This window comes from Nonomuraea sp. B19D2, assembly GCF_040137845.1.
In the GTDB taxonomy this organism is placed as follows: Bacteria; Actinomycetota; Actinomycetes; order Streptosporangiales; family Streptosporangiaceae; genus Nonomuraea.
In genome coordinates, this window is record NZ_JBEFAK010000029.1 from 1 (window position 1) to 22,086 (window position 22,086).

The 22,086-nt window shown below is 68.8% G+C and carries 20 protein-coding genes and 1 pseudogene; 11 read left to right on the forward strand and 10 right to left on the reverse strand.

Annotated elements, in window-relative coordinates; all coding sequences use genetic code 11:
- Positions 1 to 440 precede the first annotated feature (440 nt).
- The gene (locus ABN273_RS38750) at positions 441 to 2,537 is read left to right on the forward strand and encodes a S9 family peptidase (protein ID WP_349454195.1); all 2,097 of its coding nucleotides are present in this window, start codon (positions 441 to 443) and stop codon (positions 2,535 to 2,537) included.
- Between the two features lie 3 nt (positions 2,538 to 2,540).
- Here ABN273_RS38750 and ABN273_RS38755 read toward each other — a convergent pair whose 3' ends face one another.
- Positions 2,541 to 4,916: a flippase-like domain-containing protein gene (locus ABN273_RS38755; protein ID WP_349454196.1), complete on the reverse strand. Its 2,376-nt coding sequence runs from the start codon at positions 4,914 to 4,916 to the stop codon at positions 2,541 to 2,543.
- A 181-nt stretch (positions 4,917 to 5,097) separates the two neighbouring features.
- Between ABN273_RS38755 and ABN273_RS38760 the strand changes: the two genes are divergently transcribed.
- A complete protein-coding gene (locus ABN273_RS38760) occupies positions 5,098 to 7,131 on the forward strand; it encodes a molybdopterin-containing oxidoreductase family protein (protein ID WP_349454197.1) in 2,034 nt (677 codons plus the stop codon).
- On the opposite strand, the gene ABN273_RS38765 is transcribed toward ABN273_RS38760, so the two are convergent.
- The 4 genes from ABN273_RS38765 to ABN273_RS38780 all read right to left on the reverse strand — a co-directional run bounded on the left by ABN273_RS38765 (position 7,110) and on the right by ABN273_RS38780 (position 10,668).
- Entirely contained in the window at positions 7,110 to 7,574 is a 465-nt protein-coding gene (locus ABN273_RS38765) for a GNAT family N-acetyltransferase (protein WP_349454198.1), read from the reverse strand. The genes ABN273_RS38760 and ABN273_RS38765 overlap by 22 nt on opposite strands.
- A 79-nt stretch (positions 7,575 to 7,653) precedes the next feature.
- A complete protein-coding gene (locus tag ABN273_RS38770) occupies positions 7,654 to 8,205 on the reverse strand; it encodes a PIN domain-containing protein (protein ID WP_349454200.1) in 552 nt (183 codons plus the stop codon).
- A 30-nt stretch (positions 8,206 to 8,235) separates the two neighbouring features.
- Entirely contained in the window at positions 8,236 to 8,697 is a 462-nt protein-coding gene (locus ABN273_RS38775) for a helix-turn-helix domain-containing protein (RefSeq protein ID WP_349454202.1), read from the reverse strand.
- Positions 8,698 to 8,862: 165 nt separating this feature from the next.
- The gene (locus tag ABN273_RS38780; protein ID WP_349454204.1) at positions 8,863 to 10,668 is read right to left on the reverse strand and encodes an acyl-CoA dehydrogenase; all 1,806 of its coding nucleotides are present in this window, start codon (positions 10,666 to 10,668) and stop codon (positions 8,863 to 8,865) included.
- Positions 10,669 to 10,770: 102 nt separating this feature from the next.
- Here ABN273_RS38780 and ABN273_RS38785 point away from each other — a divergent pair, with 102 nt between their 5' ends.
- The 3 genes and pseudogenes from ABN273_RS38785 (at position 10,771) to ABN273_RS38795 (ending at position 12,183) form a co-directional block, all read left to right on the forward strand.
- Positions 10,771 to 11,568 carry a class I SAM-dependent methyltransferase gene (locus tag ABN273_RS38785; protein WP_349454205.1) on the forward strand — a complete coding sequence of 266 codons (798 nt, stop codon included), beginning with the start codon at positions 10,771 to 10,773 and terminating at the stop codon, positions 11,566 to 11,568.
- A 28-nt stretch (positions 11,569 to 11,596) separates the two neighbouring features.
- Positions 11,597 to 11,755 (forward strand): annotated as a pseudogene (locus ABN273_RS38790) (DMT family transporter); the annotation flags it as partial.
- Between the two features lie 32 nt (positions 11,756 to 11,787).
- Positions 11,788 to 12,183 (forward strand): VOC family protein, encoded by a 396-nt coding sequence (locus ABN273_RS38795; protein WP_349454207.1) that lies wholly within the window; start codon positions 11,788 to 11,790, stop codon positions 12,181 to 12,183.
- Between the two features lie 2 nt (positions 12,184 to 12,185).
- Here the strand turns inward: ABN273_RS38795 and ABN273_RS38800 are convergent, their stop codons facing one another.
- Positions 12,186 to 12,635, reverse strand: coding sequence for a hypothetical protein (locus ABN273_RS38800; protein ID WP_349454209.1), 450 nt, complete (start codon positions 12,633 to 12,635; stop codon positions 12,186 to 12,188).
- Between the two features lie 124 nt (positions 12,636 to 12,759).
- Between ABN273_RS38800 and ABN273_RS38805 the strand changes: the two genes are divergently transcribed.
- Both ABN273_RS38805 and ABN273_RS38810 read left to right on the forward strand, forming a co-directional pair.
- Positions 12,760 to 13,698, forward strand: coding sequence for an MBL fold metallo-hydrolase (locus ABN273_RS38805; RefSeq protein WP_349454211.1), 939 nt, complete (start codon positions 12,760 to 12,762; stop codon positions 13,696 to 13,698).
- A 71-nt stretch (positions 13,699 to 13,769) separates the two neighbouring features.
- Positions 13,770 to 13,994: a hypothetical protein gene (locus ABN273_RS38810; protein ID WP_349454212.1), complete on the forward strand. Its 225-nt coding sequence runs from the start codon at positions 13,770 to 13,772 to the stop codon at positions 13,992 to 13,994.
- 14 nt (positions 13,995 to 14,008) lie between these two features.
- Here ABN273_RS38810 and ABN273_RS38815 read toward each other — a convergent pair whose 3' ends face one another.
- The 4 genes from ABN273_RS38815 to pdhA form a co-directional block, all read right to left on the reverse strand.
- The gene (locus tag ABN273_RS38815) at positions 14,009 to 14,302 is read right to left on the reverse strand and encodes a Dabb family protein (RefSeq protein WP_349454214.1); all 294 of its coding nucleotides are present in this window, start codon (positions 14,300 to 14,302) and stop codon (positions 14,009 to 14,011) included.
- Between the two features lie 132 nt (positions 14,303 to 14,434).
- The gene (locus ABN273_RS38820) at positions 14,435 to 15,796 is read right to left on the reverse strand and encodes a dihydrolipoamide acetyltransferase family protein (RefSeq protein ID WP_349454216.1); all 1,362 of its coding nucleotides are present in this window, start codon (positions 15,794 to 15,796) and stop codon (positions 14,435 to 14,437) included.
- 13 nt (positions 15,797 to 15,809) lie between these two features.
- On the reverse strand, positions 15,810 to 16,790 hold the full coding sequence (locus ABN273_RS38825) for an alpha-ketoacid dehydrogenase subunit beta (protein ID WP_349454218.1): 981 nt from the start codon (positions 16,788 to 16,790) through the stop codon (positions 15,810 to 15,812).
- Positions 16,787 to 17,878, reverse strand: coding sequence for a pyruvate dehydrogenase (acetyl-transferring) E1 component subunit alpha (gene pdhA, locus ABN273_RS38830; RefSeq protein WP_349454220.1), 1,092 nt, complete (start codon positions 17,876 to 17,878; stop codon positions 16,787 to 16,789). Before pdhA ends, ABN273_RS38825 begins: the two co-directional genes overlap by 4 nt.
- 230 nt (positions 17,879 to 18,108) lie before the next feature.
- Between pdhA and purS the strand changes: the two genes are divergently transcribed.
- From purS to purL, 4 genes are all read left to right on the forward strand, one after another.
- Positions 18,109 to 18,354, forward strand: a complete 246-nt coding sequence (gene purS / locus ABN273_RS38835) for a phosphoribosylformylglycinamidine synthase subunit PurS (protein ID WP_349454222.1) — start codon at positions 18,109 to 18,111, stop codon at positions 18,352 to 18,354.
- A gap of 219 nt (positions 18,355 to 18,573) precedes the next feature.
- On the forward strand, positions 18,574 to 18,960 hold the full coding sequence (locus tag ABN273_RS38840; RefSeq protein WP_349454363.1) for an ATP-binding protein: 387 nt from the start codon (positions 18,574 to 18,576) through the stop codon (positions 18,958 to 18,960).
- 126 nt (positions 18,961 to 19,086) lie between these two features.
- Positions 19,087 to 19,767: a phosphoribosylformylglycinamidine synthase subunit PurQ gene (purQ, locus tag ABN273_RS38845; protein ID WP_349454223.1), complete on the forward strand. Its 681-nt coding sequence runs from the start codon at positions 19,087 to 19,089 to the stop codon at positions 19,765 to 19,767.
- Positions 19,764 to 22,016, forward strand: a complete 2,253-nt coding sequence (purL, locus tag ABN273_RS38850; RefSeq protein WP_349454224.1) for a phosphoribosylformylglycinamidine synthase subunit PurL — start codon at positions 19,764 to 19,766, stop codon at positions 22,014 to 22,016. Before purQ ends, purL begins: the two co-directional genes overlap by 4 nt.
- The last annotated feature ends 70 nt before the right edge of the window (positions 22,017 to 22,086 follow it).

Here is a 22,086-nt window from a genome sequence, read left to right on the forward strand (position 1 = left end):
CAATGTTTACGTTTGGATTGTGAATCCAAGCAATTTCCGTCAAAAGACGGGGATATGCATGTATCTCATGCACTGGCTTTTAACACACTGTTGAGTTCTCAAGAAACGGACGCGTACTTCCTCACTCGAAACCGTTCAGGCTTTTCGCTCGGAGGCGTTCATTTCGTTGTGTCTTAATTCTTTCAGCCGTTCAAGTCCCTGTCAAATTGACCCGACTTGCTCGATCTGTAGGAATTAATCCGTGCCCCGCTTCCGGGACAACCCCTCTAACTTACCAGCCCATCCGGAGTGATACGAACATCCACCGGAGTGAAGGAGGAGAAGAAGGGTTGCGCCGTACCGCGTCGGCTCTTCAAGATTAGCAGCGCTCCCGACCCCTCGAGCCGGATCGCCGTCTTCAACGGACACAGATCGATCACGACCGAACATAGACTCCCCACGTGAGCAGCAACATGCCGCCAGTGGCGAAGAAGGTTCCGACGAAGCGCACCCACCACGGTGACAGCGTCATCGACGAGTACGCCTGGCTCAGCAACAAGGAAGATCCAGATACCACCGCCTATCTGGAGGCGGAGAACGAATTCCTCAAACAGGAGACCGCTCACCTCTCCGATCTTCAGGAGCAGGTGTTCCAGGAGATCAAGGGCCGCACTCAGGAAACCGACCTGTCCGTGGCCAGCCGCAAGGGCACCTGGTGGTACTTCTCGCGTACGGAGGAAGGCAAGCAGTACTCCGTCTCCTGCCGCGTCCCCGCGGCGGGCGACGCGCCTCCGGAGATCACCCCTGGAGAAAAGCTCGACCGCGAGCAGGTGATTCTCGACGGCAACGAACTCGCCGGCGACAGCCCGTTCTTCTCGATCGGCACCAGCTCCGTCACGCCCGACGGCACGATGCTGGCCTACTCGGCCGACTACAAGGGCGACGAGCGATTCACGCTCAGGTTCAAGAATCTGGAGACAGGCGAGGTGCTCCCCGACGAGATCGAGGACATCTTCTACGGAGGCGCCTGGTCGGCGGACGGCTCGACGTTCTTCTACACGCGCGTCGACGAGGCCTGGCGTCCGTACCAGGTCTACCGGCACACCCTCGGCACCGAGGAGGACGTGCTGGTCTACGAGGAGACCGACGAGCGTTACTGGGTCGGCATCGGGCTCACGCGGAGCGAGAAGTACCTGATGCTCGGCGCGGGCAGCAAGATCACCAGTGAGGTGCGCATTCTCGACGCCACCGACCCCACGGGTGAGTTCAAGGTGGTGCGCCCCAGGAAGACGGGCGTCGAGTACGGCGTCGAGCACGCGGGCGACTTCTTCTACGTGCTCCACAACGAGGACGCCGAGAACTTCGAGCTGGCCACCGCGCCGCTCGACGATCCCGGCAACTGGACCCCGCTGATCGCCCACCGGGACGACACCAGGCTCCTGGAGGTCGACGCGTTCTCCGACCACGCCGTGGTGCACTTCCGCCGCGACGGGCTGACCGGTCTGCGGGTCCTCCCCTATCCGAACCATCCCGACGTGCAGGACTGGCGCGAGCGGGCAGAGGCCGCCGAACGGAACGCGTACGAGATCGACTTCCCCGAGCCGCTCTACGACGTCGGCCCCGCGGGCAACCCTGAGTTCACCACGACCAGGCTCAGGCTCGCGTACACGAGCATGATCACCCCGCCCAGCGTGTACGACTACGAGCTCGACACGCACGAGCTGATCCTGCTCAAGCGGCGCCCCGTGCTGGGCGGCTTCGACCCGGCCGACTACGAGCAGTTCCGCGAGTGGGCCACGGCCGAGGACGGCACGAGGATCCCCGTGTCCATCGTGAAGCGCAAGAACGCCGCCAAGCCCGCCCCGACCGTGCTGTACGGGTACGGGAGCTACGAGACCTCCCTCGATCCCGCCTTCTCGGTCCCGAGGCTCTCGCTGCTCGACCGCGGGTTCATCTTCGCCGTCGCGCATGTCAGGGGCGGCGGCGAGATGGGCCGCCGCTGGTACGAGGAGGGCAAGCTCACCAGGAAGCGCAACACGTTCACCGACTTCGTGGCCGCGGCCAGGCACCTGAAGGCGACCGGCTGGAGCGAGCGGATCATCGCCAGGGGCGGCTCTGCCGGCGGCCTGCTGATGGGCGCGGTGGCGAACCTGGCGCCGGAGGAGTTCGCGGGCGTGGTGGCCGAGGTGCCGTTCGTCGACGCACTGAACACCATCCTCGACCCGTCGCTCCCGCTGACCGTGATCGAATGGGACGAGTGGGGCGACCCGCTGCACAACCCCGACGTCTACGCCTACATGAAGAGCTACACGCCGTACGAGAACGTGGACGACAGGCCGTACCCGCCGATCCTGGCGATCACCAGCCTGAACGACACCCGCGTGATGTACCACGAGCCGGCGAAGTGGATCGCCAGGCTGCGGGCGACGGCGAGCGGCGGGCCGTTCCTGCTCAAGACGGAGATGGGCGCCGGGCACGGCGGCCGCAGCGGGCGTTACGACGCCTGGCGCGAGGAGTCCTTCGCGCTGTCGTGGATCATCGAAAGGGGCACCTCATGACCGTTACAGGGCTTCGTGCCGCTGGAGGTAGGTGAAGGAGGCCCAGCCGGGCAGCACCGGAAGCCAGAACGTGAGGAGCCGGTGCAGCAGCACGGCAGAGGTGGCCAGCTCGGCCGGCACGCCCGCCACGGTCAGCCCCAGCGCGAGCGCGCCCTCGACCGCGCCCAGCCCGCCGGGAGTGGGTGCGGCAGAGCCGATCGCGTTGGCCGTGAGGTAGACGACGGCGACGGCGGTGAAGCTGATGTCACCGCCGAACGCCGCCACACAGGCGTCCAGGCAGACCACGAACGCGATGGTGATCATGAGCGTGCCCGTGCACGCCTCGATCACCTTGCGCGGCGACTGCAGCACGTCGAGCAGCCGCGGCAGCACGTTCGAGAAGAGTTTGCGCATCCGCGAGGTGACGATCCTGCGCAGCGGCGGCACCCCGAGCACCACCACGACCATCACGGCCACTGCCAGCAGCACCAGGACGAGCCCGCGCGACGGCGTGAACGAGGTGTTGGTGTTGGAGCCGGTGATGTAGGCGAACAGCGCCAGCAGCGCGATGTGGAAGACCAGCATGATCAGCTGCGAGGCCCCTACGCTGGCCACCGCGCTGGCCGGCGAGATGCCGCGTTTCTGCAGGTAGCGGGTGTTGATGGCGACGCCGCCGACGGCCGCGGGCGTGACGAGCTTGACGAACGAGGACGCGAACTGCACGAGCACCGTGCGCCAGAGCGGCAGGTGCTCGGGCACGAACCCTCTCAGCATCAGCGCGGCGGCCACGAAGCTGACGAACGACGCGACCAGCGCCAGCCCCGACCAGGCCCAGTTGGCCGTGGTGACGACCTGGTAGACGTTGACCTGGCTGAGCTGGGAGAGCAGGAAGTAAGCGGCCAGCGTGCTGGCGATGATCGTGATCAGGGTGCGCGGCCTGAACCGCTCGAGGCGTACCTCCTCGACCTTGCCCTGCGGCTTGAGCGCGACGATCTGCTCGCGGATGCCGGGCAGCACGTGCTTGGCCTTCGACAGGGCCGCGCGGGTCTCCCGGGTCAGCGCGATCTGCTGGAGCAGCGGCATGGCGGCGGCCAGCGTGTCCGGCCCCATGACGGCCGCCGCGGCCCGCACCGAGCGCTCGGGGCCGACCCGCAGCGCCAGGTAGGTGAGGAGCTGGGCGACGTCGAGCCTGAGCAGCAGGTCTCCGGCGGCGATCTCGCCACTGCGCGCGTCGGTCAGCACGACGCGGCCCGCCCGGTCGAGGTGGACGCTGTCGCCGGTGAGCCGCCGGTGCGCCAGGCGCTGCACGTGCAGCAGCTCGACCTGCTCCCAGATCTGGGCGAGCAGGTCGTCGTCGATCTGCTCGTCGGGCACCTCGTCGAGCGGGCGCGTCTCGATGTGCTCGTACGCGAGCAGCGCCGCCTCGGTGCCGATCTCGCTGGTGCCGAGCAGCCGGGGCGTGCTGGCGCCGGCCGCCTGGGCCGCGTACGCCATGAGCGCCTCCCGTTCGAGCTCGGCGCGCAGCGACCTGATGGCCCTGCGCCGGGTCTCGGAGTGGAGCCTGATGCGCCGCCACAGCCGGTACGGCAGCCCGGCCACCTGCCGGTCGCGGTCGAGCACGGTGACGTCGAGGTGGGCGCCGTCCTTGAGCCCGATGGCGTAGCGGCGGCTGCCCTGGTGGTCGTCCTCGATACGGCGGGCCGAGACCACCGGGAACGACAGCTTGCGGAGCGCGGCCACCACGGCGCTCCCCGCCGGCCTGGTGTTGGGGCTGCCGACGCCGTAGAGGGTGGCGTAGCCGATGGCCATGCCGACCAGCACGGTGACGATGGCGCTTGGCAGGGTGATCTGCCTGCCGGAGAAGAACGCGAGGATGTAGAGGGCGATCGTGGTCCACATCAGCATGCGCCACGTGGGCCGGCGCGAGATGCGGACGGCGGTGGCGTACGCGACGACCGAGGTGAGCAGCGTGTTCAGCGGCTCGATCGTCCTGTTGCCGGTCAGCAGCAGGCGCAGGTCGTCGGCGTTGCCCGCCACGAGCCACTGCCCGAGCAGGAACGATCCGGCCATGCCGACGATCGCGGCGATCAGCCCCTCCGCGACCCGCAGGCCGTCGCGGTGGAAGACCCGCTCGACCGCGAACGCCGCGGGCACGATGAGCACGGCCGCGCCGCCGAGGAACGCGGCGACCCTGCTGAGCAGGGGCACCAGCTGCGCGCCCTCCTTGACGTCCTGCTCGAGCCCGATGAGGGTCTGCTTGGCGACCAGCATGAGCAGGATGGCCGCACCGAGCACGATGAGCGTGGCGAAGAAGCGCAGCAGGTCGGATGGACGGCGTAGACGCTGGGGCAGCAGCGGCTCTACCACGTAGATGTCGCTTTCCGCGCGTGACTCAGCCACGGCTGGATCCCCCTCCGCGAGGTCCTCCGTGTCATCTCGTTCCCTGATTTCGGCCACCGACAGAGATTCTGCACCTTCCCGGCCCGACCGTACGATCTCCAGGATTCCAGTCTGCTAAATCGTCCCCGCAGTCGTCGCACCGGGCAGGCTACACGGATTTCCAGAACGTAGTCTGTGAGCCATGTCGGGCGAGCTGAGGGTTTTGGGGGCGTGTCCGCTGGACTGCCCGGATACCTGTTCCTGGATAGTCACCGTGGAGAACGGCAAGGCCGTCAAACTACGCGGAAACCCCGACCAGCCCTACACCAGAGGCGCCCTATGCGTGAAGGTCAACCGTTATCTGGAGCACGTTCAGGCGGATGACCGCATCCTCTACCCGCTGCGCCGCACGGGCCCCAAGGGGTCCGGCCAGTTCGAGCGCATCACGTGGGAGGAGGCGCTCGACGAGATCTCCGTACGGCTGCGCGGCATCGTCGAGGAGCACGGCGGCGAGGCCATCTGGCCCTACCTCGGCACGGGCACGCTCGGCTACCTGCAGGGCTGCGAGGGCGTGGCCGGCAGGCGGTTCTGGAACGTGCTCGGCGCCTCCAAGCACTGGCTCAACATCTGCTCGGCGGCCGGCAGCAGCGGCCTGACCCGTACGAACGGCACCGCGGGCGGCATGGACCCGGAGAACTTCGCGCTGGCCAAGCTGATCCTGCTCTGGGGCACGAACACGCTGACCAGCGGCCACCATCTGTGGAAGTTCATCCAGGACGCGCGGGCGAACGGCGCGCACGTCGTGGCCATCGACCCGATCCGCACCAGGACGGCCGACCAGGCAGACGAGTACCTGGCGATCAGGCCGGGCACGGACGCGGCGCTCGCGCTCGGGCTGCTCAACGTCGTGCTGGCGGAGAACGCGCAGGACGAGGAGTTCCTGGCCGAGCACACCGAGGGCTGGGAGGACTTCCGCCAGGAAATCCTGAAATATCCGGTCGAGACTGTGGCTGAAATCACCGGCATTCCGGCTGAGGCCATCCACAGCCTGGGGATGCGGCTCGCGCACACCCGCCCCACCGCCATCCGCGCCACCCAGGGCCTCCAGCGTCACGAGGGCGGCGGCACCGCGCTGCGCACGATCGCGGCGATCCCCGGCGTCACCGGCGACTGGCGCCACCCCGGGGGCGGCGTGGCGTACTCGACCAGCGGCCACGTCCACCTCGACATCGACACGCGCGACGACCTGCTGGCCAAGCCGGTCCGCACCCTGGTCATGACCAAGCTCGCGTCCCAGCTGGACGACGTGAAGTGCCTGTGGGTGTACGCGGCCAACCCGGCGGGCTCGAGCCCCGACGCGAACGCGATCAGGCGGCAGCTCGCCCGCGAGGACCTGTTCACGGTGGTCATGGAGCAGTTCCCGACCGACACCGTGGACTACGCCGACATCGTGCTGCCGGCGACCATGCAGACCGAGCACCATGACCTGCACGCCGGGTACGGGCATCTTTACCTGCTGTGGAACGAGCCCGCCGTGGCGCCGCCCGGCGAGTGCCTGGCCACGACGGAGACGTTCCGGCGGCTGGCGGCCCACATGGGGATGACCGAGCCGTCGCTGTTCGACTCGGACCTGGAGCTGGCCGAGCAGCTGCTCTCCAGCGGGCACCCGTCGCTGGAGGGCGTCACGCTCGACCGGCTGCGCAAGGAGGGCTGGGTGCGGATGAACTATCCCAAGCCCTTCACGCCGTTCGCCGAGGGCTTCCCGACGCGGTCCGGCAAGCTGCGCTTCCCTCCGGCAGGCAAGGCGTACACGCCGTCCCACACGACCCTTGCGCGGGGGCGCTCGCCGTACCCGCTGGCGCTGGTCACGCCCGCCTCGCACACGTTCCTCAACACCATCTTCGGCAACAACCCCGAGCTGCGGCGGCGCGCCAAGGACCCGGTGGTGCTGGTCAACCCGGCCGACGCGGCGGCGCGCGGCCTGGTGGGCGGGCAGCGCGTACGCGTGCACAACGACGGCGGGGAGTTCCTGGCGGACGTGGAGATCAGCGACCGTGTGGCGGCCGGGGTGGTGGCCTCCCCGAAGGGCCGCTGGCCGAAGCTCACCCCGGGCGGCGCCAACCCGAACGCGGTCGTGGCGGAGCGGGACGGGGACATGGGCAGGGGCCCCGGCTTCCACGACAACCTGGTCGAGATCAGCCCTTGTGCCGCGGCTCAGCTCAGCGAGAGCTTGTAGCCCACGTGGGAGGCCGTGAAACCGAGGTTGTCGTAGAAGCGGTGCGCGTCCGTACGTGACTTGTCGGAGGTCAGCTGCACGATCGCGCAACCGCGCTCCCGCGCCCTGTCTATGGCCCACTCGATCATCCGGCGGCCGAGACCCTGGCCGCGGGTGGCGGCGGCGACCCTGACGGCCTCGATCAGGCACCGCTCCGCGCCCAGCCGCGACAGCCCGGCCAGGTACGTGAGCTGCATGGTGCCCACCACCTCGCCGTCCTGCTCGGCCACGATCAGCTCGTCGTACGGGTTGGCGTCCACCCGCTCGAACGCCGCCAGGTAACGCTCGTCATGCGGGTCGCCCTCACGCGTGGCGCCGAGATGGTCGTCGGCGAGCATCGCCACGATCGCGGGCACGTCCTCCTTGCGGGCGGGGCGGAAGAGCACTTTCCCTGTTTGCTGCATGTCCGAATGATGTCAGGGACGGCTCAGGGCTCGGGCTACCGCATCGCATCAGGCCTCGCCTCTCCTGCTGCCCTCTCCATCAGCCGAACTGACGCCGGATCTCCTCGGCGAATCCCGGCACACCTGCCCGCTCCAACGCGGTCAACAGCCCCCATATAGACCTCGGCTCTCGCTTGTAGCAGGCGGCCTGCTCGGCAAGAGTGTGCATGACAAGCCGGGGTTCGGCGTCCAACAATCCGAGGAGAAACCCGTCCGGGCTGAGCAGCTCGATGTCATACGGCGCACGAGAGGCGGCCGGGAAATCCTTGACGTTGAAGGTGACCAGTGCATCTGCCCTGGATGACACGGCCGCGGCCAGCACATGCCGATCCTTGGGATCACACGTCATGTCCGGGAGGAACGACTGGTAGCCGACCACGTCTGCTCCCTCGAAGGCGGCCTGCATCTCGGTCAGAAGGCGACGGACCACCTCGGCGGGGATGCCGGCCTCGGTGAGGTTACGGCCCAGCTCTTCAAGGATGTCCTCCGACCACAGCGGACGAAAGAGCGTGGCCTCGGCCAATCGCAGCAGCGTGTCGCGCAGGTAGGCCGGATACAGCACGCAGGTATCGAGAACCACGCTGTAGGACATTGCGTTCTCCGCGAAGTGGGGGTGTCATCGTCAACGGGTGGATCGCGGAGTCGCGGTCACCTCATACAGATCGGCTTCCTCGGAGAATTCCACCATCCGGTCCAGCGCGGCCCTGCGCAGGTGATGCCGCCGCTCGCGATAGGCCAGCACATCGCGCAGCAGGATCCGCCGATGCCGGCCGGGCTGGCTGTAGGGGATCTCGCCGCGTTCCAGCAGCCGCACCACCGTCGGGCGGCTCACCCCCAGCAGGTCCGCGGCCTCCTGAGTGGTCAACGTCTGATGATGCGGGGCAATCGTCACCGCTTGACCTGCCGCCATGGCCAGCACGACCAGCCGCAACACGTCGAAAACCTCATCGGGCAGCACGACCCGCTCCCCAGCCGGACTCACCAGCTCTGCGCGTCCACTCGCCGCATGCCGCACCAAATCGGCCAGGCGGTCCAACGGCACCCCGGGCGGTAGCACGGTTCGCTCGGCCACCTCCACCGTCATGATGTCCCTCCCATCTTCACTGCCCACCTTACCCATGAAACGAACAAAACGAAACACGGCGGAACGAACGATGGGAGGGCTGAGAAATCACGTCATGGACCGCATCGGGCATCGTGGGCAGGGGTGATAGTCCCTCTGGACACATCCCGGAAGGTTACTTCCTTGCTAGAAGGCCTCCTCGGGAAGCTCCATGAGCTCCTGCCCGGTGGAGTCCAGCACGCGCCGCTCGGTGGCCAGCCGGGGCAGCACGGTCTTGGCGAAGAACGAGGCCGCGGCGACCTTGCCGAGGTAGAACGGGTCCTCGCCCTCGGTCAGCTTCTCCAGCGCCACCTCTGCCTGGCGCAGCAGCAGCCAGCCGATCACCAGGTCGCCCAGCGCGAGCAGGAGCCGGGTGGTGTTCAGCCCGACCTTGTAGACCTCGGTGGGCGTCTCCAGCGAGGACAGCGCCCAGCCCGCCATGGTGTCGCCCATGGCCTTGACCTCGGCGACGGCCTCGGCGAGCAGCTTGCGCTCCTCCTTCAGCCGGCCGTTGCCCGCCTCCGAGCCGGCGAACTCGCCGATCTCGGCCAGCAGTGACCCGACCGCTGCGCCCTGGTTGCGCAGGATCTTCCGGAAGAACAGGTCGAGGCCCTGGATCGCGGTCGTGCCCTCGTACAGGGAGTCGATCTTGGCGTCTCGGATGTACTGCTCGATCGGGTAGTCCTGCAGGTAGCCGGAGCCGCCGAGGGTCTGCAGCGAGCGGGAGAGCAGCTCGTACGACCGCTCGGAGCCGACGCCCTTGACGATGGGCAGCAGCAGGTCGTTCATGTCGTGGGCGTGCCGGTCGTCCGGGTTGACGAGGAGGGTGTCCTGGAACGTGGCCGTGTAGAGCACCAGGGCCCGCATGCCCTCGGCGTACGACTTCTGCAGCATGAGCTCGCGCCGCACGTCCGGGTGGTGCGTCACGGTGACGCGCGGGGCGGTCTTGTCGGCCATCCGCGTCAGGTCCGCGCCCTGCACGCGTGCCTTGGCGTACTCCAGCGCGTTCAGGTAGCCGGTGGAGAGCGTGGCGATGGCCTTGGTGCCGACCATCATGCGGGCGTGCTCGATCACCATGAACATCTGCCTGATGCCCTCATGCACGTCGCCCACGAGGTAGCCGACCGCCGGGTGCTTGTCGCCGAACGTGAGCTCGCACGTCGTGGAGACCTTCAGCCCCATCTTCTTCTCGACGTTCGTGACGTAGGCGCCGTTGCGCTCGCCGAGCTCGCCGGTCTCCAGGTTCACGAGGAACTTCGGCACCAGGAACATCGACAGCCCCTTGGTGCCGGGGCCGTGGCCCTCGGGACGGGCCAGGACGAGGTGGAAGATGTTCTCGGCCATGTCGTGCTCGGCGCTGGTGATGAAGCGCTTGACGCCCTCGATGTGCCAGGTGCCGTCCTCCTGCCGCACCGCCTTGGTACGCCCCGTGCCCACGTCGGATCCGGCGTCCGGCTCGGTGAGCACCATCGTGGCGCCCCACTCGCGCTCGATGGCCAGCTCCGCGAAGCGCTTCTGCTCGGGCGTGCCGACCTTCCACAGCGTGTAGGCGAAGTTGGGCCCCGCCCCGTACATGTAGAGCGCCGGGTTCGCACCGAGCACCAGCTCGGCCGTGGCCCAGGCCAGGCTCCTCGGGATGCCGGGGCCGCCCAGTTCGGCGGGCAGGTCGAGGTTCACCCAGCCGCCGTCGACCAGCGCCTTGTACGACTTCTTGAAGCCATCGGGGATGGTCACCGAGCCGGTCGCCGCGTCGAACACGGGCGGGTGCCTGTCGCCCTCCTCGAAGGAGTCGGCGAGGACGCCGGTGGCCAGCCTGCTGACCTCGTCCAGGATGCCGCGGGCAACCTCCTCGTCCAGATCCACAAAGGGCCCTGTGCCGAGGATCTCGCGCCTCCCGAACACCTCGAAGAGGTTGAACTCCAGGTCACGCACGTTGCTCTTGTAGTGGCCCATGGGTGTCGATCTCCTTGAACCGAGGTTTCTGTACTGGCGAGTAACCTTACTCTGAAATGCTACCCGCGGGTAACCCGTGCTATGCATGGCATGCTGCTCTCCATGGACGCCGAAGAACTCGCCGCGAGATGGCGAGAGCGCCTGGATTCCTGGGCCATTCCCCCCGAGATCATGGCCGAGGCCCCCGTTGATCCGTGGGGCCATTCGCCCGAGCGGTTCGGCGCCCGTACCGACAGAGCGCTTGCCGAGCCCGACGACGGCCCCACCATGACCCGGCTCTTCGAGGCGCTGCCGGACATGGGCACGCTGCTCGACGTGGGCTCGGGTCCAGGAGCCGCGTCCCTGCCGCTGCACGAGCGCATCGGCCACCTGTACGCGGTCGACACCTCGGCCCCCATGCTGGAGGGGCTGACGGCCAGGGCGGAGAAGCTCGGGGTGCCGGTCACGGCGATCGAGGGCCGCTGGCCCGACGTGGCCGGCCAGGTGCCCGTGGTCGACGTCGCCGTCGCCGCGCACGTGGTCTACAACGTCCCCGACCTGGCGGGCTTCCTGCGCGCACTCGACGACCGCACGCAGGGGCGGGTGGTGCTGGAGTTGCCCCACCGCCATCCGATGAGCTGGATGACGCCGCTGTGGCAGCACTTCCACGGGGTGGACCGGCCGGTGCGGCCCATCGCCGAGGACTGCGTGGCGCTGGCGGCGGCGCTCGGCTTCGCGGTGCAGGTGGAGGAGCGGGAGGCCCCGCTGGAACGATTCACGTCGCTGGAGGAGCTGGCGACGAGCGTGTGCCGCCGGGTGTGCCTCGACCCGTCAAGGGCGCAGGAGGTGGCGGACACCGTGCTGGAGCTGGGCATGTGGCCGGTGCCCCGCGACCGGTGGGTCACGATCTGGTGGGAATGACCCCGTTGAGCGGCACGCGCTCAGAACCCTCGAGGTCGGCACCGCGTACGCCGTCTGGACCGGCGTCGGCGCCGCGGGCACCGCGGTGCTCGGCATGATCGCCATGGGGGACGAGGTCTCGTTGCCGCACCTCATCTCGATCGCGCTGATCCTGGTCGGGGTCGTCGGGCTGCGGATTCTCGCTTGACGTCGCAAGCCGCTTCCGGCTTAGGTGGCTGCGTGATCGAAATCCACGCCGTCACCGTCGACGCCGCCGACCCGTACGAGATCGCCAGCTGGTGGAGCAAGGCGACCGGGCTGCCCCTCGGCGAGGGCGACAAGCCGGGCGACGACGAGGTCATGCTGCGCACCGAGCAGGACCCGTTCCTGCTGTTCGTCCGCGTGCCCGAGGGCAAGACCGTGAAGAACCGGGTGCACTTCGACGTCAACGGGACCGCGGGCAGGACCCGTAACCAGGAGGTCGAGCGGCTGATCGGGCTGGGCGCGACCGTCTTCGACGACCAGCGGCAGCCCGACGGCACCGGCTGGGTGATCATGCGTGACCCCGAGGGCAACGAGTTCTGCGTGTGCCGGAGTCAGGCGGAGAGGGAAGCGCAGGCTGACCCCACGCACTGACGTCACTGGGCGGATCGGGCGCGGCCCTGCATGACGAGCGTCAGGACGCCGGCGATCAGGTAGACGAGCGCGCCGTGCCACAGGGCCTGCACGGCCGAGCCGAAGACCCCCTCGCTGTCGAGCACGAGCTGCACCGGATAGTCCAGCACGGCCGTGATGCCCGCGGGCAACAGCGCGAACCGCCACGGGTGCCGCAACGACCAGAGCCTGGCCTGGCGGGTCACCCGGTCGCCCTCCTCCGGCTTGGCGACCGCGCCGATCGCGGCGATCAGGGCGAACAGGCTGATGCCCAGGCCCAGCGCCCACACCAGATCACCACCGCCGGTGAGCAGGCCCAGGCCGAAGCTGGCCGCGGTGACGGCGCCGCCGCCGATGGCGGCGGCCTTCCAAGGGGCGCCGCGGAGTGCGGCGCCCGACAGCGAGATCTCATCGCGTCGGCTGATTTCGTTCATGTCATCCATGCTGCATTTTCCGGACACCCAGGGGCATCGGGGACGAACCCTGATTTCAACCCTGGGAGTTGCGGCCAGCGCCAGAGCCTGCCGTAAAAAGGACCCGTACGGGTACCGTCGCGGCATGACCTCCAGTACTCATGACCACCCCCTGGCGCCTCCCCGGGTCGAAGAGGTGTCCGACGGCGTCTACGCCTACATCCAGCCCGACGGGAGCTGGTGGATCAACAACACCGGCTTCCTGGCCGGGCGGCGCGGCGTGATCTGCGTCGACGCCTGCTCGACCGAGCGCCGTACGCGGGCGTTCCGCGAGGCCATCAGGAAGGTCACCGACCGGCCGATCACCACGCTGATCAACACCCACCACCACGGCGACCACACGTTCGGCAACTGGCTCTTCCCCGAGGCCACGATCGTCGGCCACGAAGGCGTGCGCGAGCAGATCCTGGCCGAGGGCGTCCCCACGTACCTGCCCGCGTGGTCGCCCGAGGTCGAGTGGGGCGAGATGCGGGTGACGCCGCCGTTCCTCACCTTCACCGACCGGGTCACCGTGCACTCCGACGACCTGCGGTGCGAGGTCAGGCACGTCGGCCACGCCGCGCACACGACGAACGACTCGTACGTGTGGATTCCCGAGCGGCGGCTGCTGTTCTCCGGCGACCTCGTGTTCAACGGCGGCACGCCGTTCATGCTGATGGGCTCGGTGGCCGGGGCGCTGGACGCCCTCGACCAGCTCAGGGCGCTGGGGGCGGAGACGGTCGTGCCGGGGCACGGAGAGGTGTGCGGGCCGGAGGTGTACGACCGGGTGGCTGCCTACCTGCGGTTCGTACAGGAGACCGCCGTGCGAGGCCGGGCGGCGGGGCTGTCGCCGCTGGACGCGGCCAGGGAGGCCGATCTGGGCGAGTGGGGCGGGCTGCTCGACTCCGAGCGCATCGTCGGCAACCTGCACCGCGCCTACGCCGAGCTCGACGGGCAGCCCCTCGGCGCCCCGATCGACCTGGCCACCGCCGTGCTCGACATGATCACCTACAACGGCGGCAAGCCGCTTTCGTGCCTCGCCTGAGAAGCCACGGGTGTGATCACTGATACCCGGGTATGACCGTGGCTGTACCAGCCGTTTGCGTGGAGGTCGTCATGGGTGTCGGGGTCAGCATCTTCTTCCTCACGCTTGGCGCCATCCTGAGGTTCGCGATCGAGCCCGATGTGTTCGGCAAGAGCGTCCACATGGACGTCGTCGGGCTCATCTTCATGATCGTCGGCGGCATCGGCGTGGTGTTGAGCATCGTGCTGGCGCCCAGGAGGGGGCGCACCTCCGATGACAGGCTGATGCGCCGCGAGAACAACCCGCCGGAGATCTAGGGGATCCAGGAGATCTAGAGGCTCAGCTGCACCGCGGCGCGCATGGCCAGGATCGGCTTGATGTGCTGCGCGATCACCGCCTGGTGCTGCGGGTGGTCGCGGTAGACCAGGTAGTCCTCGACGCTGTCGAAGTCGGCCACCACCCCGTAGTCGTGGTTGCCCTGGTTGATGCCCGCGTCCGCGCCCACCGTGTACGAGCGGAGCTGGGGAATGACGCCGGGCAGCTTGCGCAGCTCGGCCGTCACCGTCTCCTTCTGCTCGTCGGTGGCGGCGTCGGTCCAGGTGAACAGCACGATGTGGCGAATCATGCGATCAACCTTATCGGCGGTGTATCAAACCCGTCCGACGTGACTCTGTACGTGGTGGGTACGGGTGTCCCGGGCCTACGGCGATCGCCGGGGGAGGGGTCCTCCCGGCGGTCGCCGTGGTTCTCTCCCCTGCTAGCTCCAGGCCAGCATGCGCAGCGGGTCCTCCAGCATGGCGCCCACGTCGCGCAGGAACATCGAGCCCAGCTCGCCGTCCACGATGCGGTGGTCGAACGAGAGGGCCAGGGTCGTCACCTTGCGCACCGCCAGCTCGCCGTCCACCACCCACGGCATGTCCCTGACCTGGCCGAAGGCGAGGATGGCCGCCTCGCCGGGGTTCAGGATGGGGGTGCCGGCGTCGATGCCGAAGACGCCGATGTTGGTAATGGTGAAGGTGCCGCCCGCCATCTCGGCCGGCTGGGTGCGGCCTGCCCTGGCCGTCTCGGTGAGCTGGGCCAGCTGCTTGGCCAGGTCAGGGAGTGACAGGGCGTGGGCGTCCTTGACGTTGGGCACCACCAGGCCCCTGGGGGTGGCGGCGGCTATCCCCAGGTTGACGTAGCGCTTGACCACGATCTCCTGGGCGGCCTCGTCCCACGATGAGTTGATCATGGGGTGCCGTTTGACGGCGGTGAGGACCGCCTTGGCCACCAGGAGCAGCGGGGAGACCTTGACCTCCGCGAAGTCCTGGAAGGTGCGCAGGCGCCGGACCGTCTCCATCGTGTTCGTCATGTCGAGCTGGAGGAACTCGGTGACGTGGGGGGCGGTGAAGGCGCTGGCGACCATGGCCTGGGCGGTCATCTTGCGCACGCCCTTGATGGGGATGCGCTCCTCACGCCCGATCTCGGGCCGCTCGGGCGCTGCCACGGGCTCCTTGGCCTCCGCCGCGGCGTGGACGTCGTCGCGGGTGATGGAGCCCTGGGGGCCGGTGCCGGCGATGCCCGCCAGGTCCACGCCGAGGTCCTTGGCCAGCTTCCGTACCGGTGGCTTGGCCAGGACGGATGTCCGGGTGGAGGGCGGGGCCGGGTGGTCGTCCACCTCCACGCGGGCCGGGTTGGCCACCGGGGTGGCCGGGATGCCGGCCGGCTGGCGCTTGCGGGGACGGCGCTTGGTGGCGCCGGTCTTGACGCCGTAGCCGACCAGGACCGCCTGGCGCTCCTCCTTCGGGGCCGGGCTGCCGTGGGCGCCCGGCTCGACGGCGCCCTCCGCCGGCGGATTGGGCACCATGTCCTCGGCCGCGGCCTGGGCCTGCTCCGAGGGCTCGGACGTGTCGATGGCGATGATGGGTGCGCCGACGTCGACTGTCTGGCCCTCGTCGGCCAGCAGATCCGACACCGCCCCGTCCCACGGGATCGGGAGCTCGACGATCGACTTGGCCGTCTCGATCTCCACGACGATCTGGTTGACCTTGACCGGGTCACCCGCCTTGACGTGCCAGCGGACGATCTCGGCCTCCGTCAGCCCTTCACCGACGTCGGGGAGCTTGAACTCGCGTCGCATGATCAAATCCCCCTCAGTACCCGAATGCCCGGTCGACGGCGTCGAGCACCCGGTCCAGGTCGGGCAGATAGTGCTCTTCCAGCCGCGACGGAGGGTAGGGGGTGGAGAAGCCGCCGACCCGGAGCACCGGCGACTCCAGGTGGTAGAAGCACTGCTCCGTGATCCTGGCCGCCAGCTCGGCGCCGAACCCGCTGTTGACCGGGGCCTCGTGGACGACCACCACCCGCCCGGTACGGCGGACGGAGTCCATCACGACCGGCTCGTCCAGCGGGTTGAGCGAGCGCAGATCGACCACCTCGATCGAGCGGCCGTCGTCCTCGGCGGCCGTGGCCGCCTCCAGGCACGTCTTGACCATGGGGCCGTAGGCCAGCAACGTGACGTCGGTCCCCTGGCGGACGACCTTGGCGGCGTGCAGCGGCGGCCACCAGTCCGTGGCGGAGGTGTCGATGTCGGCCTTCTCCCAGTAACGGCGCTTGGGCTCGAAGAAGATCACCGGGTCGTCGCTGCGGATGGCCTGCTGGATCATGGTGTACGCGTCGGCCGGGTTGGAGCAGGCCACGACGCGCAGCCCGGCGGTGTGGGTGAAGTACGCCTCGGGCGACTCGCTGTGATGCTCGACCGCGCCGATGCCGCCACCGCACGGGATGCGTACGACCACGGGGAGCTTGATCGCGCCCAGCGAGCGCATCGGCATCTTGGCGAGCTGCGTGATGATCTGGTCGGCGGCCGGGAAGACGAACCCGTCGAACTGGATCTCGCACACCGGCCGGTAGCCGCGCAGCGCCAGCCCGATCGCGGTGCCGATGATGCCCGACTCGGCCAGCGGCGTGTCGATGACGCGGTCCTCGCCGAAGTCCTTCTGCAGGCCGTCCGTGACGCGGAAGACGCCGCCCAGCTTGCCGACGTCCTCCCCCATGATGAGGACCTTGGAATCGTCCTCCATGGCCTTGCGCATGCCCTCGTTGAGCGCCTTCGACAAACTCAGGATCGTCATCGGGCAAACCCCTCCAGGTACGCGGCGAACTGGGCGCGCTCCTGGTCCATCAAGGCGTGGGGCTCGCGATAGACGTGGTCGAAGATGTCCAGCGGCCCGGGGTCGGGCATGGCCAGGCAGCGCCTGCGCAGGTCGGCCCCCAACTGGTCGGCCTCGGCGTCGACGGAGTCGAAGAACGACGGGTCGGCGTGCTCGTTCTTGAAGAGGTAGGACCTGACCCGCTCGATCGGGTCCTTCAGCTTCCACGCCTCCAGCTCGCTTGCCACGCGATAGCGCGTCGGGTCGTCGGTGGTGGTGTGCGCGCCCATCCGGTACGTGAACGCCTCGATGAGCGTCGGCCCCTGGCCGGTGCGGGCGGCTTCCAGGGCCTTCCTGGTCACCGCCAGGCAGGCGAACACGTCGTTGCCGTCCACCCTGATCCCGGGGAAGCCGAAGCCCGAGGCACGGCGGTAGAGCGGGATGCGGGTCTGCTTCTCCAGGGGCTCGGAGATGGCCCACTGGTTGTTCTGGCAGAAGAACACGATCGGCGCGTTGAACACGCTGGCCCAGATGAACGACTCGTTCACGTCGCCCTGGGAGGTGGCCCCGTCACCGAAGTAGACGATGGTGGCCGCGTTCGCGTCGTCACGCTGGATGCCCATGGCGTAACCGACCGCGTGGAGAGTCTGGCTGCCGATCACGATCGTGTAGAGGTGGAAGTTGTGCTCGTCGGGGTCCCAGCCGCCGTGGTTCACGCCCCTGAACAGGCCGAGCAGCTTCAGCGGGTCCACATCGCGGCACCACGCCACACCGTGCTCGCGGTAGGTGGGGAAGGCCATGTCTGTGTCGGTCAACGCGCGGCCCGAGCCGATCTGGGCCGCCTCCTGGCCCAGCAGTGAGGCCCAGATGCCCAGCTCACCCTGGCGCTGCAGCGCCACGGCCTCCAGGTCGATGCGCCGGACGAGGACCAGGTCACGGTAGAGCGACCTGACCTCCTCGTCGGTCAGGTCGATGTCATAGTCGGGGTGCTCGACCCGCTCGCCCTCGGGGGTGAGCAGCTGCACGAGCTCCGGAGGTGCGTCTGCACCACGAGAGGCTTCAGCTGTCACTTGCCACTCCTGTGCGTCGTAGGGGCAGGTCTTCGATGGGGTTGCCACCTTAGGCCAGCCGTTCATGCGAGGAACCATATGGTGGTGGTTCGTACGCGTTTGGGGCCATGGTGGCAGACATCACAACCCTCCGCGCAAGCCCCATGTCCTCCCCGTTCCCGTTGTGTCGTCAGCCACACGCGCCGGTAGGCTGTGCTTCCCAGTCACCCACCGCATCCAGGAGGAACGCAGTGGCCCGCGTCATCGTGGACGTCATGTTGAAGCCCGAGATCCTCGACCCGCAGGGCCAGGCGATCGCCAGGGCACTGCCCAGGCTCGGCTTCTCCGGCGTCTCGGCCGTGCGCCAGGGCAAGCGCTTCGAGATCGAGCTCGACGGCCCGGCTGACGAGACGGCGCTCGCCGAAGTCCGTAAGATGGCCGAGACCCTGCTGGCCAACACGGTGATCGAGGACTACAGCGTCCGGGTTGAGGGGTAAGGGAGATAAGATCCCCAGGTTTCCCCTTGGTCGGTTAAAGCCGGGTTCGGGCATGCCACAATGCCACGGGCATGCCAACACTAAATAACAACAGGGTGATTTTGCGGTTAGCCCCGTTTTCACAGGGAAACCTACTCCAGGTGACATTCTGGCGCCCGGAGGAGTCCGGTGGATATTGAGTTCTCGTTGGCACTGCCTCGGGATGCGATCGGCATACCGATGGTCAGGCGAGTGCTGGGCGATGCCATGCGTTCACTGAACGTGAGCGAGACGTGCATCGCCGACATGCTGCTCGCCGTCTCCGAGGCGTGCTCAAACGCGGTGCGGCACGGGGGTCCCGCCAACCGCTACGAGGTGACCGCGGCGATCGGCTACGGCCGTTGCGACGTACGCGTCGCGGACAACGGCGTGGGCCTGCCGACGATGCCGCTGCACTTCCCCCCGCCCGACACGGAGAACGGCCGCGGCCTGCTGATCATGCGCTCCGTGGTCGACGAGATCTCCTTCGGCATCACGCCCGGCCGGGGCACCACGGTCCACCTGCGCAAGCAGCTCGCCTGGGACGACGAGGCCGATGCCCGTCCCCGCGAGCTGGCAGCCGTCTGACCTGGATCTCCGCCGGACCAACGAGCCGATGCGGACCACGCGACAGCACCCGATAACCTGAGTACACCGCCGCCGTCCGACAGACGGTGGCGCGTGCGCGCGCATTCCTCGGAGGGGACGACTGTCATGAGCGCTGCCCGTGTGGGCGTAGTCACGTTTCCAGGAACTCTCGACGACCAGGACGCCGCCAGAGCCGTGCGCCTCGTGGGTGCCGAGGCGGTCCCGCTGTGGCACGCCGACCACGACCTGAAGGGAGTCGACGCGGTCTTCCTGCCCGGCGGCTTCTCCTACGGCGACTACCTGCGCTGCGGCGCCATCTCGCGGTTCGCGCCGCTCATGGAGGAGCTCATCCCGGCCGCGAAGGCCGGGCTGCCCGTGCTCGGCACCTGCAACGGCTTCCAGATCCTCTGCGAGGCCCACCTGCTGCCCGGCGCGCTGACCCGCAACGGCTCGCTCCACTACGTCTGCCGCGACCAGCAGCTCAGGATCGAGCAGACCGCGACCGCGTGGACCAACTCGTTCGGCCAGGGCCAGGAGATCGTGCTGCCGATCAAGCACGGCGAGGGCCGCTACGTGGCCTCAGACGACACGCTGGCCGCGCTCGAAGCGGGCGGTCACGTGGTCGTCCGCTACCTCGGCAACCCCAACGGCTCGCTCAACGACATCGCGGGCATCCGCAACGAGGCAGGCAACGTGGTCGGCCTCATGCCGCACCCGGAGCACGCGGTCGAGGAGCTGGTCGGCGCCCCGAGCACCGACGGCCTCGGGTTCTTCACCTCCATTCTCAAGAAGCTGGTGAACGCATGAGCACGGACAGTGTGAAGCGGGCGGGCGAGACGCCCGAGGAGCCGATGCCCTTCGCCGAGCTGGGGATGAAGCAGGACGAGTACGACCGGGTCAAGCAGATCCTCGGTCGCCGTCCCACCGGCTCCGAGCTGGCCATCTACAGCGTCATGTGGTCCGAGCACTGCTCGTACAAGTCGTCCAAGGTGCATCTCAAGCAGTTCGCCACCAAGGCGCCCAAGTCCGAGGCGCTGCTGGTGGGCATGGGCGAGAACGCGGGCGTGGTGGACATCGGCGACGGCTGGGCGGCCACGTTCAAGATCGAGTCGCACAACCACCCGTCCTACGTCGAGCCGCACCAGGGCGCGGCCACCGGCGTCGGCGGGATCGTGCGCGACATCATGTCGATGGGCGCCCGCCCGATCGCCGTCATGGACTCGCTGCGCTTCGGCGGCGCGGACGCCGTCGACACACGCAGGGTGCTGCCCGGCGTGGTCGAGGGCATCAGCCACTACGGAAACTGCCTGGGCCTGCCCAACATCGGCGGCGAGGTCGTCTTCGACCCCTGCTACATCGGCAACCCGCTGGTCAACGCCCTGTGCGTCGGCCTGCTGCGGAAAGACCAGATCAAGCTGGCCACCGCGCCCGGCCCGGGCAACAAGGTCGTGCTGTTCGGCGCGTCCACCGGCCCCGACGGCATCGGCGGTGCTTCGGTGCTGGCGTCGGCGACGTTCGAGGACGAGTCGCACGCCAAGCGGCCCGCCGTGCAGGTGGGCGACCCGTTCATGGAGAAGCTGCTCATCGAGTGCTGCCTGGAGCTGTACGCCGCCGACGTCGTCGTCGGCATCCAGGACCTCGGCGCGGCCGGGGTGTCGTGCGCCACGACCGAGCTGGCCGCCAAGGGCACCGGCGGCATGCGCGTCGACCTCAACCTCGTCCCGCTCCGCGACCCCTCGCTCAGGCCCGAGGAGATCCTGATGAGCGAGTCGCAGGAGCGGATGATGGCCGTCGTCAGGCCCGACGACATCCCGGCGTTCATGGCGATCTGCGAGAAGTGGGACGTCCCCGCCACCGTCATCGGCGAGGTCACCGACACCGGCCGCCTGGTCATGACCTGGGACGGCGAGGTCATCGTCGACATCCCGCCGGGCACCGCGGCCGACGAGGGGCCCGTCTACGAGCGCCCGTACCACGAGCCCTCCGGGCAGGCGGCGCTCAACGCCGACACGCCCGACGGGCTGGAGCGGCCCGCCGACCTGCGGGCCACGCTGCTCCAGCTCCTCGGCTCGCCCAACCTGGCCTCCAAGGAGTGGGTGACCTCCCAGTACGACCGCTACGTCCGCGCCAACACCGTGCTGGCCCAGCCGGCGGACGCGGGGATGGTGCGCATCTCGGAGGCCATGGCGGGAGCGGAGCCGACGACCAGGGGCATCGCGCTGGCCACCGACGGCAACGGCCGCTACGCCAAGCTCGACCCGTACGCGGGGGCGCAGCTGGCGCTGGCCGAGGCCTACCGGAACGTGGCCGTGACCGGCGCCAAGCCCCTCGCCGTGACCAACTGCCTCAACTTCGGCTCCCCCGAGGACCCCGAGGTCATGTGGCAGTTCGCCGAGGCCGTGCGCGGCCTGGCCGACGCGTGCAGGACCCTTGGCGTGCCGGTGACCGGCGGAAACGTCTCCTTCTACAACCAGACCGGCTCGACCGCCATCAACCCCACGCCGGTCGTGGGCGTGCTCGGCGTCATCGACGACGTGGCCCGGCGGGTGCCGTCCGGGTTCACCGCCGAGGGGCTGAAGGTCGTGCTGCTCGGCGAGACGCGCGAGGAGTTCGGCGGCTCCGAGTGGGCGCACGTCGCGCACCGCCACCTGGGCGGGCTGCCGCCGCGGGCGGATCTGGCGGCGGAGCAGGCGCTGGCGACCGTGCTGGTGGAGGCCGCCAGGCGAGGGCTGCTCGAGGGCTCGCACGACCTGTCGGACGGCGGGCTGGCCGTCGCGCTGGCCGAGTCCTGCCTCGCGCGGGGCGTCGGCGCCTCGGTGGTGCTGAGCGGGGACGCGTTCACCGACCTGTTCAGCGAGTCCTCCGCGCGGGCGCTGGTCGCGGTGCGGCCGGAGGCCTACGAGGAGTTCGCGTCGCTGTGCGGGCGGCACGACGTGCCCTGCTACGGGCTGGGCACGACCGGTGGCGCGTCGCTGGTGGTCGAGGACGCGTTCGAGGTGCCGGTCGAGGAGCTGCGGGAGACGCACTCGGCGGCGCTGCCCGCGCTGTTCGGCTGACGATCGCGTAAGACGGCCGGTACGGGATTCCGTACCGGCCCTCGTCGCGTGTTACGCGGTCACCTTTGTG